The organism is Methylotuvimicrobium sp. (assembly GCF_050611805.1).
In the GTDB taxonomy this organism is placed as follows: domain Bacteria; phylum Pseudomonadota; class Gammaproteobacteria; order Methylococcales; family Methylomonadaceae; genus Methylotuvimicrobium.
Window position 1 is genome coordinate 218,286 of the sequence record NZ_JBNGHF010000001.1, and the last position, 16,315, is coordinate 234,600.

Consider the following 16,315-nt stretch of genomic DNA (forward strand, 5'->3'; position numbering starts at 1 on the left):
CGGATGTAGGGTGCGCATCGCGCACCTAGGGCTGGGATCTGTCGTCGGATTCGGTGCCGTGGAAAGGTGCGCGATGCGCACCCTACGGTGTTCAAAATATTTTGAAAATTGTTGATGTTCATGATTTATAAAGCGTTATGATCCTAAAGTCGATAAAACCCTGACATTGTTCGGGAAAATGCTATAGTCGTCGTGTCCTAGGTCTTTTTTTCTAACCCGCAGCGACTCTCCTAATGGCATGACCCAATTTTTAAATCACAGTATCCTCGAAAAACTTGGCGAAAGCATGCACGCGAATGTTTTTAAAGCGCAGCATGTTCGTACTTCGGAATTAGTCGTTTTAAAAGATATCAAGCTTCGATTTTGCGTGAAGGGTATTGGCGATTATGTTCGACAACAAATCGACTTGCTCAGTCAGTTGGCTTTGCCGCATAGCATAATTCCGGAAAACCTCAGTAGGGAAAACGGCAGGTTGGTATTGCGCCAGCCTTATATCGATGCCAAGCCGTTATCCGAATGTTTGCCGTTAGGTTCTGAACCCGACATCGAACGTGTGCTGACGATTGCCGTAGCGCTGGCCGAAAGGCTCGAAGAAATCCATAAAGCCGGGCATATTCACAAAAGTATCAAGCCGACCAATATTTTGATACGGCCGGATAATTTATCCGTCCAGATAATCGACGACATTCGTATCCTCGATATCAATCAGGTCAGTCATTTTATCTACGATCCGCATTTTCGGACACAGACCCTGCCTTATCTTTCGCCGGAACAGACCGGGCGCATCAAATACACGGTAAATTATGCAACCGATTTGTATTCTTTGGGCATGGTGCTTTATGCCTGTCTAATCGGTAAGGCACCGTTTTCATTTAACGATCCGATCGCAATCGTTCATTCGCATCTTGCCGAAACGCCGGAGCCTTTACATCAAATCGACCCGCTAATACCGACGGCTTTGAGCAATATTATTGCATTGCTGTTGGAAAAAGCACCCGAAAAGCGCTATCAAACCGCATCCGGCCTGGCAAACGATCTGCGCACTTGTTTGACGCAATGGCAGATGGAACGGCGTATCGACAATTTCGTATTGAAGCAGCGCGATTTCAGCAACCGGATCACGATCCCTTCGGTAATGGTCGGTCGAGATAGGGAAAAGCAGCAATTGTTGGGAGAATTCAATAAGGTCTGTTCGGGCGTCTTTCGTGCAGCATTGATTTCCGGTTGGTCGGGCATCGGCAAGACTCGGCTGATTCAAGAACTGCAACTACCGATCGTCGCACATTCCGGATATTTCACATCCGGTAAGTTCGACCAGTTCAAGAAGCACATACCTTACAGTACTTTGATACAAGCGTTCACGAGCTTGATCAAAACCTTTTTGTCCGAAGATAAGGATAGGATCGAATACTGGCGTCAGCGTATCGGCGACCAATTGGGCGACAACGGTCGCTTGATGATCGATTTGGTGCCGGAATTGGAACTGATTATCGGCCCGCAGCCGAGCGTCGCCGATTTGCCGCCGGTCGAAGCGCGCAACCGTTTCAATGATACCATCGGGCATTTTATCGCTGCCTTGGCCAGCGCCGAAAATCCGTTGACCTTGTTCATTGACGATTTGCAATGGTGCGACGGCGCGACCTTCGATGTCCTGGAAAGTCTATTCGACAATTCGGCGGAATATCCTTGGCTGTTTTGGGTGGGCGCATATCGGCATAACGAAGTCGATGCCGGCCATCGATTGAATCGCTTGATCGAACGTATCAAGCGTGATGACCGGCCTTTATTGGAGATTCGTCTGAATGCCTTGGGCTTGCATGAAGTCAATTTGATGACGGCCTACATTCTCAATACCTATCCGGTTCGGACCGAAGCATTGGCCGAAATCATATTTCAGACCTCGGCGGGCAATCCGTTGTTCGTCAATGAAAGTTTGCGCTGGCTGCATAGTTACCGGCATTTGCATTTGGGCGATGACGGCATTTGGACTTGGGATGACGAACATTTACGGCATACCGAGATTCCCGATACGGCATTGGATTTGTTTAAGGACAAAATTACCAAGTTGGCTCGTCAGACGCTCGACATGTTGATGATTGGAGCCTGTCTGGGCGCGCGCTTTCAAGCCGAAGATTTGGCGCGCGCCGCCGGTATCGAAATGTCGGTGTTATATCAATTACTGTCGGAAGCCTTTGTCGATAACATTTTATTGCGTGAAAAAAATCAACTCTATTTTTTTCACGACCAAGTTCAAGCGGCGGTCGAGAGTTTCATGGATGAAACGAAAAAGCGCGAGGTTCACGAGCGTATCGCACAAGCCTATATTGAAGCGATTCCCGAAAACGCCGACCTCGAAACGCAAGCGAATTTATTTGCGATCGTCGAACATTTAGAGGGCGGTCGTCCACAAAAACCCAGCGAGGAGCGGCTCAAACAAGAGGCCGTGTTTAATTACCATGCCGGAATTGCCGCGATGAAAGCACTGGCGATGGATAACGCCAATTTTTTCTTTGCGCAGGCCAAAGCCTTGTATCCCAATCCGGACTGGGACATCGATTATGAATTTTTATTCGATTTGCATAAATATTTGGCACGAACCGAAATGGCGCTCGGCAATCAGCCGGCTTCGGAAGCGATACTCAATACCTTGATTGCTAAGGCTAAAATCGATCTGGACCGGGTCGACTGCTTGTACGAGCAGACCACGGGCTTGTCGTCGATGGGCAAGTTCAAAGAGGCGATTGAATTGGGTAATCGCGGTTTGAGCTATTTTGGGCGCGCGATTCCGGAAGAGGACAATGAGGCCTTGCAGCGTGCGGGAAGCATTCTGGAACAAATTCATCAAGCGCATGACGATGTCTGGCAACAAATTCTCGATATCACGCCCAGCGGCGATCGCGCGACGCGGATCGAAACCGGTATCTATAGCGAATTGATACCGGATTATTACTTGGCCGGCATGGTGCCGCAATTGTATCTTTCCGCGATTCAGTCGACGCAAAACTGTTTGGCCGGCGGTGTCGATGAAACGGTGATTTACGGTTTTTCGATGGTCGGATTGTATTTACAGCGTCAGGATAAATACGACATGTCGTTTCGATACGAAGATCTCGGCCTCGCGTTATCGGAGCGCTACCCAGATACCTTCGGCGCGACCAAGGGAATCAACGGCATTTTATGGACCAATATGCATAATCGAAGGTCATCCGAGCATATCATTCAGCAATGTCAGCAAAATATTCACCGCGGCAAAAATTGCGGCGATTTATACAACGCCGGTTTGTCCTACGGGCCTTATCTTTGGCATTTGATCCATCGCGGTAACGATTTGTATCAGGTGATTAGTGTGGCCGAAGAGTGCCGGCGCTTTTCGAAAAAATTTAATCTGTCGTTATCGCTCGGGCTTGCCGAAAGCGTATTTGCTGGCTGGGTCGATGAAATGAATGCCGGCCGAAATAAGCTAACCGAGGCGAAAATCGATGCCAAGTTAAAACGTTGGGAGCAAGACAAGCATGTCGTGTCGATCGGCGGATATTACACTTTAAAAGGAATTAGCAGCCATTATCTCGGCGATTATCGGCTGGCAGCCGTTTTTCTGGCGAAGGCCGAGCCGTATTTACGGGGCCTAAGCGACAATATTTTAAACCGGCTCTGGTATGTATTTCGTTACGTCAATGGTTTGAGGCTAAATCAAACATTGGACGATCAGGAGCGAAATTATCTCTTGCGCTGCCTGGAGCGGGTCGAGGTTTGGTCCTCGTTGGGGCCGATTCTCAAGCCCTATTTGCTGTTCATGATGATGGAACGGGCTTGTCATGCCGGCGACTTCAGTCAGGCACGACGCTATGGCTTGGATGCTATCGATTCGGCTAAGTCGCGGCAATTTCTATTTTTGGAGGCATTTTTACACGAACGGCTGGGACAGATACTGCTCGATAGACAACACGATCATGCTTCGTATCATTTGAATTGGGCCGTTAAAATTTATCGTCAATGCGGCGCCGAAATCAAAACGGCGCAATTGGCGAAGCAATATTCGTTTACGGTTACCGAAAGGGGTAAACAGACCGAGCAATCGTTGGCGCAATTGCTCGATGTCGACTATTTGGTTCGAGCGACTCGAACGATCACGCAACAACTCGATTTCAAACCCTTACTGGTGACGATCATGGAATCGGTGATGGCGCGCTTGGGTGCGAAAACCGGTTATTTGCTGATTGCCGAGAATCGGCAACTAAAAATATTGGCGAAAGGCGTCAAGCATGACCGGGTCGATGTCGAGGTTCGAGACGGTAGCGAATTGTCGGTCGATACCCTTAGCCTTGCGATCGTCAATTATGTTTATCGAACCGCCGAACTGGTGGTCTTGAACAATGCTGGGGCCGAAGGCGATTTTAAAACCGATGATACGGTACAGAAAAGGCAACTCAAATCGGTATTATGCTTGCCGTTGCAAATGCAACAACAAGTCCTGGGTGTTTTGTATCTGGAAAACAGTTTAATCAAATCGGTGTTTTCTCTCGAAGATATCGAAATGACCCGGCTATTGACCGCACAAGCGGCGATTGCGCTGCAAAACACCTTGTTGATCGAAGAAATGAAACAAAGCCAGCTGCAAATCAATTTGCTCAATAAAGAGCTCGAACAACGGGTTGCCGCGCGGACCTCGGCATTGAATAAAGCCAATGAAGAACTGAAAAGTTTTGCTTATGTCGTATCGCATGATTTAAAAGCGCCTTTACGCGCGATCAATCAATTATCCGGCTGGATTGCCGAAGATTACCGAGAGGTTTTCGATGATGACGGCAAGGAGCAAATGGCCTTATTGCAAAGCCGGGCAAAACGCATGCATGAGATGATCGACGGTATATTGCAGTATTCGCGGGTTGGGCGCATTAAAGAACCTGACGAAAAAATCGACATCAATGTGTTATTAATAGAAATGATTAAGCATATCGCACCTCCGCCGCATATCGAAATCAAAGTGCAAGCTGGCTTACCGACGATCGTAGGAGAAAAGCTTAAAATATTTCAGGTTTTTCAAAATTTACTGGATAATGCGATCAAATATAACGATAAAAGCCATGGGGTTATTGAAATAAGTTGCCGCGAACACGAGTCCAGCTGGGAATTCAGCGTCAAAGATAACGGTCCGGGCATCCCAAGACACTATCAGGAGAAAATCTTCCAACTGTTTCAAACGCTCGCACCAAAGGATCAATCCGATAGCACCGGTATCGGATTAAGCCTAATCGAAAAAATAGTCGACAACTGGGGCGGCCGTATCCGGATCGAGTCTGAACCGGGCTGCGGTTGCAATTTTTTGTTTACAATACCGAAAACCGCACAACATGAATAACATACAACCCATTCTCTTGGTCGAGGATGATCAGGTCGATGTGATGACCGTTCAGCGGAGTTTCAAAAAACTTGGCGTCCTCAATGAATTGCTGGTTGTGCATGACGGCGAACAAGCGCTCGAATATTTACGCAATCCAGAACAAGGCTTGCCGGCCATCATTTTGCTCGATATCAACATGCCTAAGATGAACGGTCACGAATGCCTGAAACATCTCAAAGAGCATCCGGTATTCAGAAATATTCCGGTCATGATGCTGACCTCATCAAAAGAAAGGCAGGATGTCGACCGTTGTTTCGACTTAGGAATTTCCGGGTATATTCTCAAGCCGGTCGATTACGAACAGTTTTTAGACGCAATCCAGGTGCTTAAGCCTTATTGGACGCAGCGTTCATGACCAGGAAAAAGCCGGTGAGCTTGCTGTTGGTCGAAGACGATTTGGCTGATCAGATGAGTTTCAAGCGCTTTGTCAAACAAGAACAATTACCTTACGACTATACGATTGCAGAATCGGTGGCTGAAGCGGTTGATCTGTTGAAAAAACAGACCTTCGATATCGTGTTGGCCGACCATGCGCTCGGCGACGGAACCGCATTCGATATCGTCGATTATATTCCGATGGCAACCCCGATTATTTTTGTGACCGGTAGCGGCAACGAAGCCGTCGCCGTGAAAGCTCTGAAACTGGGTGCCGCCGATTATTTGACCAAGGATCTCAACGGCGAATATCTGCATCTCATCCCGATTACAATCGACAATGTTTTAAAAGCGAAAGCGGTCGAGGCGGAACTGGAATCTTATCGCCAGCATCTTGAACAATTGGTTGAAGAACGTACCGCCGAACTGCGTTTGGAAATCGATTACCGCAAGCGGGCCGAGGAAAGGTTGACGCAGGAAAAAGAGCGAGCCCAAGTTACGCTCAAATCGATCGGCGATGCGGTAATCGTTACCGACAATACCGGCCGGATCGAATTCATCAATCCCGCCGCCGAAAAACTGACCGAATGGCGGCATGCCGAAGCGCTCGGCCGTCCTATCGACGAAGTTTTCCATATTATCGACGAAAAAACCCGAAAGCCATTGCCGAATCCGGTCGCGCAATGTTTATCCGAGGGCGAGGCGAAAATTCTGGTAAGCGGCACAGTTTTAATCGATCGATTGGGCCGCGAATATGCGATACAGGATTCGGCGGCTCCGATTCGCGGGGAAGGTAACGAAATTCAAGGCGTGGTCTTGGTATTCAGCGATGTCAGTCACGCCCGCCGTTTATCGAGAGAGCTTGCCTATCAAGCGTCGCACGATCCCTTGACGGGCTTGGTCAATCGCCGCGAATTCGAATCGCGGTTGAACCGCGTATTGCGGACTCGTAAAGTATGCGAAGATCAATTCGCGTTTTGCTATCTCGATCTCGATCAATTCAAAGTGATTAACGATACTTGCGGACATACCGCAGGTGATGAACTGCTCAAGCAGGTGACTTCATTATTGCAGCGTAAGGTACGTAAACGGGATACATTGGCGCGCTTGGGCGGCGACGAATTCGGGGTGCTGATGGAACATTGCGCGATCGAGCAAGCCGAACGGCTGGCCGACGAACTGCGCGAAATCATTGCCGATTATCGATTCAACTGGAACAACCAAAGCTTTCATATCGGTGTCAGCATCGGCTTAATGGCGATTACCGACGAATTTAATTGCTTGAACGATTTGTTAATGGTCGCCGATGCATCTTGTTATGCCGCGAAAGATGCCGGACGTAACCGGGTTTTTGTCTATCAAAAAAACGACGAGGAAATTCGCCGGCTATCCGGGCAAATGCAATGGGTCGCCAAACTCAACGACGCGCTCGATAATCAACGCTTTCAATTATACCGTCAGCCCATCTACAGTACAGCCATGCAAGGTGGCGAACACTATGAAATTTTGGTCAGGATTTTGAGTGCGGACGGAGAAATCATTCTGCCCGGCGCATTTATTCCGGCCGCCGAGCGCTACGGCCTGATGAGTCGAATCGACGAATACATCATCGAAAATACGCTGCTTTGGTTTGCCGAACATTCTGGCGCGCTGGCCGATCTGTCGATGTGCTCGATAAATTTATCGGGGCAAACGCTCGGTTCAGATTCGGCTCAGCTCTGTATTCAGGCGGCGCTAAAAAAATTCAATTTACCGGCGGATCGCTTCTGCTTTGAAGTGACCGAAACCGCCGCGATTGCCAATTTGAACCAAGCGACTCAATTCATGGGGGCCTTGAAAACGCTAGGCTGCTGTTTTGCGTTGGACGATTTCGGCAGCGGCTTGTCGTCGTTCGCCTACCTGAAAAATCTGCCGGTGGATTTTCTAAAAATCGACGGAATGTTTGTCAAGGATATTTGTTGCGATCCGGTCGATTTGGCGATGGTCAAATCGATCAATGAAATTGGGCATTTGCTGGGTAAACAAACCATTGCCGAATTCGTTGAAACCGAAGCGATCTATCAGCATTTATTGGAATTAGGCGTCGACTATGCCCAAGGCTTTTGGTTGGGTCGTCCCGAGCCGTTGGGCGAATAAGAAAAATAAAGAAAAAAACACCGCTATTCGCTACCGTGACGGAACGATTTCATGATCATCAAAAAAGCCAGAAAATCATAAAGCCCGTGAATGATCATCGGCGTCATCAGGTTTCTTTCGCCGCCGAAGTCCATTGCCAAGCCGAGATAAATACCGATTAAGGTTGCCAGTAGCGCATAAAGCGGTGTCACGGCATGGACCAATCCAAAAATGATATTACTGCCGATAAGTCCCGCAGCCATTCCCCAAGAGGCTTCGATCCACGGTTGAATCAATCCTCTAAACAATAACTCCTCTGAAAATCCGGCGATCGCGGCGAGAAAAAAAATATCGGTCCATTGGCATGTTTTCAGCCCGGAACCTAGGGTGTCGACCAATAGGCTGCGAATTTTACGAATCGATGGGATATTGATTTGCTCAAGTGCGAAAAAAAATATAAATAACGGCACCGTGCCGACAATACCGTGAAAAAGCGCTTGTTCGGAAAAATAAAGATCGGCAAAAGGATTAATACCGGCAAACCAGCCCAACAAAGCGGCGACTAGAATCAGCGAGCCTTCGAAATTGCAGGCGGTGGTAAAAAAGCGGGAAGAGTCGAATGAAGATTTGGCCATGAGGGAATCGTTAATTAATCGGCATAGGGATTCTAAACAAAAACAGCTAAAATGCTCAATCCGTTGTCGTTTAAAAGAACCCGATTATGCAGTGTTTTATTTATAAAAGTCTAAAAAAAGAAGAACTTTATTTGTATCTCGATAAAAAAGACGATTTCACCGAAGTGCCGGATACTTTGTTCAAATCGATCAGTCCGATGCAATACGTGATGGAGCTGGAGTTGACAGCGGACCGTAAACTTGCACGCGAAAATTCGGAGAGAGTCATAGAAAGTCTTAAGGCCAAAGGCTTTTTCGTGCAAATGCCGCCGACTTTGCTTCCCGGATCGGAAAAGATCCAGTGATTCATTTGTTGAGTATTTAACATCTTAGCCTTCTCGTCGGTCTATGCAGCAATTTTTTATTTTCCTTACAAACAATCGGTGTTATAGTTTGTTCAATAGTTGAACAGAGTTACCGCGCTTGCTGATCGTGACACAGTAGGGCGGTAGCGTGCCTGAAGCTATTACTCCCTTTTGATCGAAAAACCGTCTAAGAATAAAAGGTATGAGATGTGTCTATCGAGGACCGCCGTTCACCCAGCACCTAAATTATCCCAGATAGTTAACCATAGCCAATGAACTATGGAATTTAGGTGCTGGGTAAACCCGTCCATGGGGGCTTGACGGCAGCGTTCCCTTCTGCCGACATCCTCGCTAGCCAAACCCCATACCTTCATAAAGTTAGCCATTTTTTGACTATAAAGGGAGTAATTTGAAATCCAAATCGATCGGTACTATCAATATTTGTTGGCTTGAGTAAGCAATATTGCTAGGCACACCTCCTATTCCTACCGAATAAAAACCCATGGTTAACGACGTTAAAACGTCAACTCAGTTGCAAGATGAAACGCACTTACGCGTGCTTCGTCTGTTAGAAAATAATGCGCAGATGAATCAGCGGGAATTGGCGGAAAATCTTGGTGTAAGTTTGGGTAAAGTCAATTATTGCCTAAAAGCGCTGTTAGGCCGCGGACTGATAAAAATGCATAACTTCCGCAATAGCCAAAACCGATTGGCTTATGTGTATTTATTGACGCCAAGCGGCATCGCGGAAAAAACCTTATTGACCAAGCGTTTTCTAGATATTAAGTTGGCTGAATACGAATTGTTAAAGCAAGAAATTGAGGCTTTGGCACAGGAGGTTGACGGTGCGGCAATGCAAGGAGGTCAGGATGAGTAATGTCAGGAAGCAAACAAAAAACTCAGGTGAGGGTCGCGTATGCTAGCCCAAGAAGATATTGAACAAATTGAAAAACTGGTTGAGAACATCATCGCGCGTCAACCGGAGAAACTCAATGCTAATGTGCGCTATGAGCTGGATCTGCGGGAGCGCACGGTACGCGTCGAAGAAGAATTAAAGCATCAACGAGACCTGATGATACAAGGTTTCGAAGCGATGGAAAAACGTTTTGAACAAGTCGAAAAACGATTTGAGCAAATTGACAAGCGCTTCGAACAAGTTGAAAAGCGTTTTGAGCAAATTGACAAGCGCTTCGAACAAGTCGACAAACGTTTCGAGGAGATGCGCAAGGACATGAACACTGGTTTTATAGAAATGAATCGAAGACTGGATCGTTTCATGTATTGGACGCTTGGCTTAGTTGTTTCAGCCACGATGGTGATTATCAATTTAAATTGACTTGATTTGCCAATTGCAAACAAATTAAATGCCTTGGAGAAAGCACCGGAAATGAGACAAAAATAACGTTATTTGCTGGATGCTACTTATGCAAAAAGAATATGAAACAATACAAGAAGCCTTGGAGAGCGTAAAAGGCATTGGATTAGCCATAGTTTACGGCTCATGGGGGAACAGACCGTCAGCGGTGACAGCGATTTAGATATTGCCGTGGCTATGCACAAGGTTCTCTTCGCGCGTCCGAAAAAATAGCTGAAATGTACTTGTTGGTCAGAACGGTTTTTTTGAGGAGCTGACGCGTTTAAACAATAAAATAAATGATTTGAACCTATCTCCAAGCGAATGACGAACCCAAAATTATGTCCATATTCGGTTAACCCCTAAAAATATAATAAATCAATTAAGCGCATTAAAAAAATTATGGATTTTAACGGCTTAAAAGCCCACATAATTCAGTTAGCAAAATCAAATGACAACATAGAATTGCTTTGGCTATACGGATCGTATGCAAAGGGCAGTGCGCATGAAAACAGCGATATCGACTTGGCGGTTGCGTTTAAAATCTGGGAAGACGACGTGATTGAGCGGCGATTAAGGCCGGAGTTGCTTGCTTTGGATTGGCGGCACACATTAAATTTACCCGACGGAAAATTAAGTGTGTTGGACATGAATATTGCACCCATTCCGTTAGCTATGTCTGTGCTAAAGAACGGCGAATTGTGGCTTTGTAAAAATGAGTATCGCCAGGCTCAAGAGTTGCAACGCATTATGTCGAAATGGGAGATAGATTACCTGTATCACTATCAACATCAACAGGCTATGAGTGTCTGCAATGGATGACGCCTATGTTTTCTCGATGCGTGAGCATCTTGCTGAGTTGAAAAGCGAGTTGCAAGGATTAACAGACATTATCAATCAACGCGAATTAAGTCGTTACGAGTATCGAGCAGCTGAACGCACCTTGCAGGTGCTTATAGAAGCCTGTATCGGCATTGCCAAGCATTGGAATTACGTTTTTTATAAAACCGCACCTGCCGATGCATACGCCGCGTTCGAAAAACTATCTCAGCAAGGTGTTGAGGCAGTCAATGATGTAGAATGGCGCAAAATCATTGGCATGCGAAACGCTCTAGTACATGATTATCTCAATATAGAACCTGACATCATTAAGGCTGTAATCAAAAAAACGGCTTATATAAAATTGCTAGAGTTTGCCAATAAGGGATTAACGGCATTGCAAGAGCCTATCAATCGCTGATCAAATCCTTGGGGTTGGGTTCTGATTTAGGGTGTCGAAATTTACCGATTTTTATGTCAGAAAAAATGACTGTTTTATGGATTTTGAGAAAATAACTGGCGCTTTATAACCTTATGATCATCAACAATTTCCAAGATATCATGAGCGTCGTAGGGTGCGCATCGCGCACCTTTCCACGGTGCCGAACCGACAAGAGCCCGATCCAGGTGCACCCTACATCTGGCGCTTAATAGCCTATGAACACCAACAATTTCAAAAATATTTCAGTTTAAAAAGCGGGAACACAGCAATTAGCTAAAAATGGCTTTTTTCGACAGCCTAGTCCTGACCCATTTCCGCTAACGGCGACCCATTAAACACCGGTATGGAATAATTTCTGAAATAAGCAAATTTAAAGGCAAGCTGGAAGGGAAAGCCATAATACAGCATCGCGTTGATCAAAAGATTCGAACCGTTAACCGTATTGTCATTAAGTTAAGAAAAGCCCGCTCTCCTGATGGTGAGGGTTAAGGCAAAAAAGCTTTATACGAACCCCCATAGGCGCCAACTTAAGGAAAAACGCGTCATTCCGCCATGGACTAGCGGAATCCAGGGCCAGGGATGGCAATGCTTAGCTTCACAATCATGTCACCTGGATATCGGCAATCCATGTCGATATGACGAATAAAGCCATAAATGCACCATTGACATAGACACTAAGTTGGCGGTTATGCCTCCTCATCCTAACCTTCTCCCGGAAAGAGAAGGAATTGTCCTTCCTAACTTAATGGCAGTGACCATTAAGCGAGGTAGCGCAAAATTGCCTGATAACGGCTATGCATGATCAATTTGCCCTTCGGACCGAACGCTAACCTAATGCACCGACACTATCGGTCGTCTATGATGAGCGCAAATGAGATACAGCAAGAAAGTATTCTTTTAGTGTATACGGATTGGTGTTGGTGGTTTCGCAATGAAAAGGTTTTTTCATAATTAGGCTTATGCACGATCAAAACTTTAAAAACCTGATTCTGGATTACCCCGTGCAAGCCTTGCAGTTTTTTGCCGCGGAGGAAGCCCACGACGATTTGCAAGAAGCGCGGATTATCCCGTTTCGACAAGAACAGCTTAAAGAACGGCTCGGCGACCACTTTCACGAATTAGATACGCCGTTACTCGTTGAATGGCCTGATGGCCGTCGTGAAGTGATTTTGTTTCTGCTGGAGGAAGAGACCGAAGCCAGGCGCTTTTCCATTTATCGCCTAGCACATTATTGTCTGAACTTATCCGAATTGGCAAAAACCGAACGGGTGGTTCCGGTCGTAATATTTCTGGATCGGGGGCATCATCCGTACGAATTGCATTTAGGCGGCGATCGGCATACCTACCTCAGTTTTCAGTACATCAGTTGCGAACTGAAAAATCGGTTGGCCGACGATTACCGGCAAAGCGATAACATAGTCGCCCGCCTCAACTTACCCAATATGCGTTATGCCAAAGAACAAAAGCTGGATATCTACCATGATGCACAATTGGGTCTAGTGCAACTGGAGCCCGACCCGAAAAAGCAACTAAAATATATCGACTTTGTCGATTATTATACGAACCTGACAGAAGATGAAATCGAAACCTATCGTAAAGACTATTTATCCGAAGCGGAGGCACGTATGGGATTAGCGCAGATATTAAGAGAAGAAGGCAGAGAAGAAGGTAGACAAGAAGGTAGACAAGAAGGTAGACAAGAAGGCAGAAAAGAAGGAGAAATCAAAGGAGAAATCAAAGGAGAGGCTCAAATGCTCCTGAAACAAATTCAACTGAAATTCGGCGGGCATCCCGTTTGGGTAGAAGAAAAAATCAATCAGGCCGATAAAACCCAGTTGGATCAATGGGTAGAGCGTATCTTGTTTGTTGATACTTTGGATCAATTGTTTAAGGTTTAGGATGCAATGCCATTAAGTTAAGCCGTTCGTGGTGAGCCCTTCGGCTAAGCTCAGGAGAGCCCTGTTGAACCTGGGCGGCTTAACTTATCAGCTCGTACTTTCCACTCATCCTTCGACATGGCTCTCCTGAGCGTGGCCGAAGGCTTAGTGCGAGCGGAAAAGTCCTTAAGTTAATGGCATTGAGGCGTAGGAGGGTTCAGAGCACAAGCCCATCATGGTTCGATGGTAAAAGCTGATAATCAATGAGAGCCTGTCCCCTTCGCATTAATGGTAAACAGTTTGAATAAATACAGGCGTTGAGAGGGTTTGTGTTCTGATCGCTGGGTTTAATTGTGTCGGCAGGGTTTTTTATAGTCAATTATTTAATAATGACTGGTTCATTAATGAACCTGACCCCTTTTTAGACCCTTTTTACCTTCGCATAACTATCCGGATGACACAAAATTACCGAAGCCCAATTAATTGCAAGGTGATACAACATGCTAGCCCAAGAAGACATTGAATTTATCAAAAATCACCTAGCCGAGTGGTTGGCTGAACAGTCGCTTGGTAAACCGCCGGTTGTTTACGAGATAGAGCTGCGTGAGCGCATGGTGCGCGTCGAAGAGGCGCTAAAAAATCAGGGTGAAGAACTCAAAGCTCAGCGAGAATTAATCTATGCACTAATGAAGCAAATGGATAAACGCTTCGAACAAGTCGATAAGCAGCTGACACAAAACAGGGAGGAGGCAAACAAACGCTTCGAACAAGTAGATAAACGTTTCGAGCAAATGGATAAACGCTTCGAACAAGTGGATAAACGTTTCGAGCAAATGGATAAACGTTTCGAACAGGTAGACAAAAAATTTGACGAAATGGGCAGGCGTTTGGATCGATTTATGTTTTGGTCGTTAGGTTTGACCGTATCGGCTGCGTTTTTTATCGTGAACTATTTGAAATAATTAATATGATACCTAATCCTGCAATCTAAAAATAGGATATATGGAGTATCCATATGATATTTCGATTCTTTTTATTTTCATAAATGCATGAGATTATAAGCCTGATCTTTGCCAATGGGACGGTGTAAATTATCGACTCGGACTTTTCCAATCATCCTTCGACATGGCTCTTCTGAACGTAGCCGAAGGGCATAGGGTGAACGGAAAAGTCCTTAACTTAATAGCATTGCGGAGTAACAGCACAAACCCATCATAGTTCGATGTCAAGAACTGAAAATCAATGAATCTGTTGCCTTCGAATCGATGAGTAAACGGATTCAAGAAATGGGACGGCGTTTAAAGCAGTTAATATTCTCCTAGATGAGGTTAAGAGTAACGGCTGGATTTTTATAGTGAAATAACTGGAAAAATATTTAATGCATTTAATGAACCTGACCCTGATGTATCCCCACAAAACGCTCGTTCCCATGCTCTGCGTGGGAATGCCGATTTAGACGCTCTGCGTCGACTGCCGCGGGCAATTGGATTAAGAAACTGTAGAGAATGTCTGGTTGATCTTGTCGGGATTATCGACCTCTGGGGACGCAGAGCGTCCCGGGATGCATTCCCACGCAGAGCGTAGGAACGATGAAAAAAATCAATATATCTATCAATTTTCAGCCATAGCAAATTGTTTTATCTGGCTATTTCGTGGGGATACCTCAGAACCTGGCCCCTTTTCTTCCTAAGTTCCATTGGCCATGGTTAATTGTCTTGGATAATTTAGGTGTTGGCTGTCAAGCGACTCACCGAACCGCCCACAATGAGTTATGTCTGTAAAAGTTAGTTTGTGCATATTCCTAAGGGGGTCAGTCGGTTGGCTGGACGGTTCTCGGGAAGCCAATGCTTGGAAAAGGGCTAAACTTGAAACCGTGTTAATAAAACTACAACAATAATGCTAAAAAAAATTACATCAGAACGAAAAGTCCGGATGGCGATCGTTGGCTGCGGTCGCATTTCAAAAAATCATTTCAACTCAATTCAAGTCCATGAAAATGAATTGGAACTGATAGCCATTTGCGACATCAATGCCGATACAATGAAAGAGCACGCGGAAAGATATAACGTGCCCGGTTACCTCTACATTGAGGAATTGTTGCAAACGGAAAAACCGGATATTGTCGTGTTATGCACACCGAGCGGCCTGCATTCGGATCAGGCACAACTCGCCGCTAGATACGGTGTCAACGTCATGACCGAAAAGCCCATGGCGACTCGTTGGCATGACGGGAAAAATATGGTCAAGGCCTGCGACGAAGCCGGCGTGCATCTGTTCGTCGTCAAGCAAAATCGGCGCAATGCAACGCTCCAATTATTGAAAAATGCGGTCGAAAAAGAACGGTTTGGCCGGATATACATGGTCAATATCAATGTATTCTGGACGCGGCCTCAAGACTATTACAACAGCTCAAAATGGCGCGGTACTTGGGAGTTTGATGGCGGGGCCTTTATGAACCAAGCCAGTCACTATGTCGATTTGCTCGACTGGATCATTGGTCCCATAGAAAGTATACAAGCCTATACCGCTACCTTGGCGCGCAACATCGAAGTCGAAGACAGCGGCGTTGCCAGTATTAAATGGCGCTCCGGTGCATTGGGCTCGATGAATGTTACGATGTTGACATATCCTAAAAACCTGGAAGGCTCGATTACGATTTTGGGCGAGAAAGGTTCGGTGAGAATCGGCGGTGTTGCCGTCAATGAAATTCAACATTGGGAATTCGCCGATATACAACCGGACGACGATAAAGTAAAAAGCGCCAACTATGAAACCACTTCGGTTTACGGATTTGGTCACCCTCTGTATTACAAAAATGTCATCGATGTACTTAGGGGGCGAGCGGAACCGGAGACGGACGGACGCGAAGGCTTGCGATCGTTGGAAGTGTTGATTGCAACCTATCTTTCCGCTAGAGACGGTAAACGCGTCTCACTGCCATTGGATTACTGAA

General features: G+C 46.1%; 12 protein-coding genes. 11 read left to right on the forward strand and 1 reads right to left on the reverse strand.

Annotation, left to right across the window (positions count from 1 at the left end; genetic code table 11):
• Nucleotides 1–238 precede the first annotated feature (238 nt).
• The 3 genes from ACRJJO_RS00990 to ACRJJO_RS01000 are packed head-to-tail and all read left to right on the forward strand — an operon-like array spanning nt 239 to nt 7,912.
• On the forward strand, nt 239–5,359 hold the full coding sequence (locus ACRJJO_RS00990; protein ID WP_431064120.1) for an AAA family ATPase: 5,121 nt from the start codon (nt 239–241) through the stop codon (nt 5,357–5,359).
• Nucleotides 5,352–5,756, forward strand: coding sequence for a response regulator (locus tag ACRJJO_RS00995; RefSeq protein ID WP_431064121.1), 405 nt, complete (start codon nt 5,352–5,354; stop codon nt 5,754–5,756). Before ACRJJO_RS00990 ends, ACRJJO_RS00995 begins: the two co-directional genes overlap by 8 nt.
• Nucleotides 5,753–7,912: an EAL domain-containing protein gene (locus tag ACRJJO_RS01000; protein WP_431064122.1), complete on the forward strand. Its 2,160-nt coding sequence runs from the start codon at nt 5,753–5,755 to the stop codon at nt 7,910–7,912. Before ACRJJO_RS00995 ends, ACRJJO_RS01000 begins: the two co-directional genes overlap by 4 nt.
• A gap of 23 nt (nt 7,913–7,935) precedes the next feature.
• On the opposite strand, the gene ACRJJO_RS01005 is transcribed toward ACRJJO_RS01000, so the two are convergent.
• Nucleotides 7,936–8,526, reverse strand: a complete 591-nt coding sequence (locus ACRJJO_RS01005) for a lysostaphin resistance A-like protein (protein ID WP_431064123.1) — start codon at nt 8,524–8,526, stop codon at nt 7,936–7,938.
• Between the two features lie 86 nt (nt 8,527–8,612).
• Between ACRJJO_RS01005 and ACRJJO_RS01010 the strand changes: the two genes are divergently transcribed.
• The 8 genes from ACRJJO_RS01010 to ACRJJO_RS01045 all read left to right on the forward strand — a co-directional run bounded on the left by ACRJJO_RS01010 (nt 8,613) and on the right by ACRJJO_RS01045 (nt 16,314).
• Nucleotides 8,613–8,870, forward strand: coding sequence for a YcgL domain-containing protein (locus tag ACRJJO_RS01010; RefSeq protein WP_431064124.1), 258 nt, complete (start codon nt 8,613–8,615; stop codon nt 8,868–8,870).
• Nucleotides 8,871–9,372: 502 nt separating this feature from the next.
• Nucleotides 9,373–9,747 (forward strand): MarR family EPS-associated transcriptional regulator, encoded by a 375-nt coding sequence (locus ACRJJO_RS01015; protein ID WP_431064125.1) that lies wholly within the window; start codon nt 9,373–9,375, stop codon nt 9,745–9,747.
• 39 nt (nt 9,748–9,786) lie between these two features.
• Nucleotides 9,787–10,206: a hypothetical protein gene (locus ACRJJO_RS01020; RefSeq protein WP_431064126.1), complete on the forward strand. Its 420-nt coding sequence runs from the start codon at nt 9,787–9,789 to the stop codon at nt 10,204–10,206.
• A 420-nt stretch (nt 10,207–10,626) separates the two neighbouring features.
• A complete protein-coding gene (gene mntA / locus ACRJJO_RS01025; RefSeq protein WP_431064127.1) occupies nt 10,627–11,046 on the forward strand; it encodes a type VII toxin-antitoxin system MntA family adenylyltransferase antitoxin in 420 nt (139 codons plus the stop codon).
• On the forward strand, nt 11,039–11,464 hold the full coding sequence (hepT, locus tag ACRJJO_RS01030; protein WP_431064217.1) for a type VII toxin-antitoxin system HepT family RNase toxin: 426 nt from the start codon (nt 11,039–11,041) through the stop codon (nt 11,462–11,464). Before mntA ends, hepT begins: the two co-directional genes overlap by 8 nt.
• Before the next feature lie 980 nt (nt 11,465–12,444).
• The gene (locus ACRJJO_RS01035; protein WP_431064128.1) at nt 12,445–13,383 is read left to right on the forward strand and encodes a hypothetical protein; all 939 of its coding nucleotides are present in this window, start codon (nt 12,445–12,447) and stop codon (nt 13,381–13,383) included.
• Between the two features lie 479 nt (nt 13,384–13,862).
• Nucleotides 13,863–14,324: a hypothetical protein gene (locus tag ACRJJO_RS01040; RefSeq protein WP_431064129.1), complete on the forward strand. Its 462-nt coding sequence runs from the start codon at nt 13,863–13,865 to the stop codon at nt 14,322–14,324.
• Nucleotides 14,325–15,258: 934 nt separating this feature from the next.
• The gene (locus ACRJJO_RS01045; RefSeq protein WP_431064130.1) at nt 15,259–16,314 is read left to right on the forward strand and encodes a Gfo/Idh/MocA family protein; all 1,056 of its coding nucleotides are present in this window, start codon (nt 15,259–15,261) and stop codon (nt 16,312–16,314) included.
• The last annotated feature ends 1 nt before the right edge of the window (nt 16,315 follow it).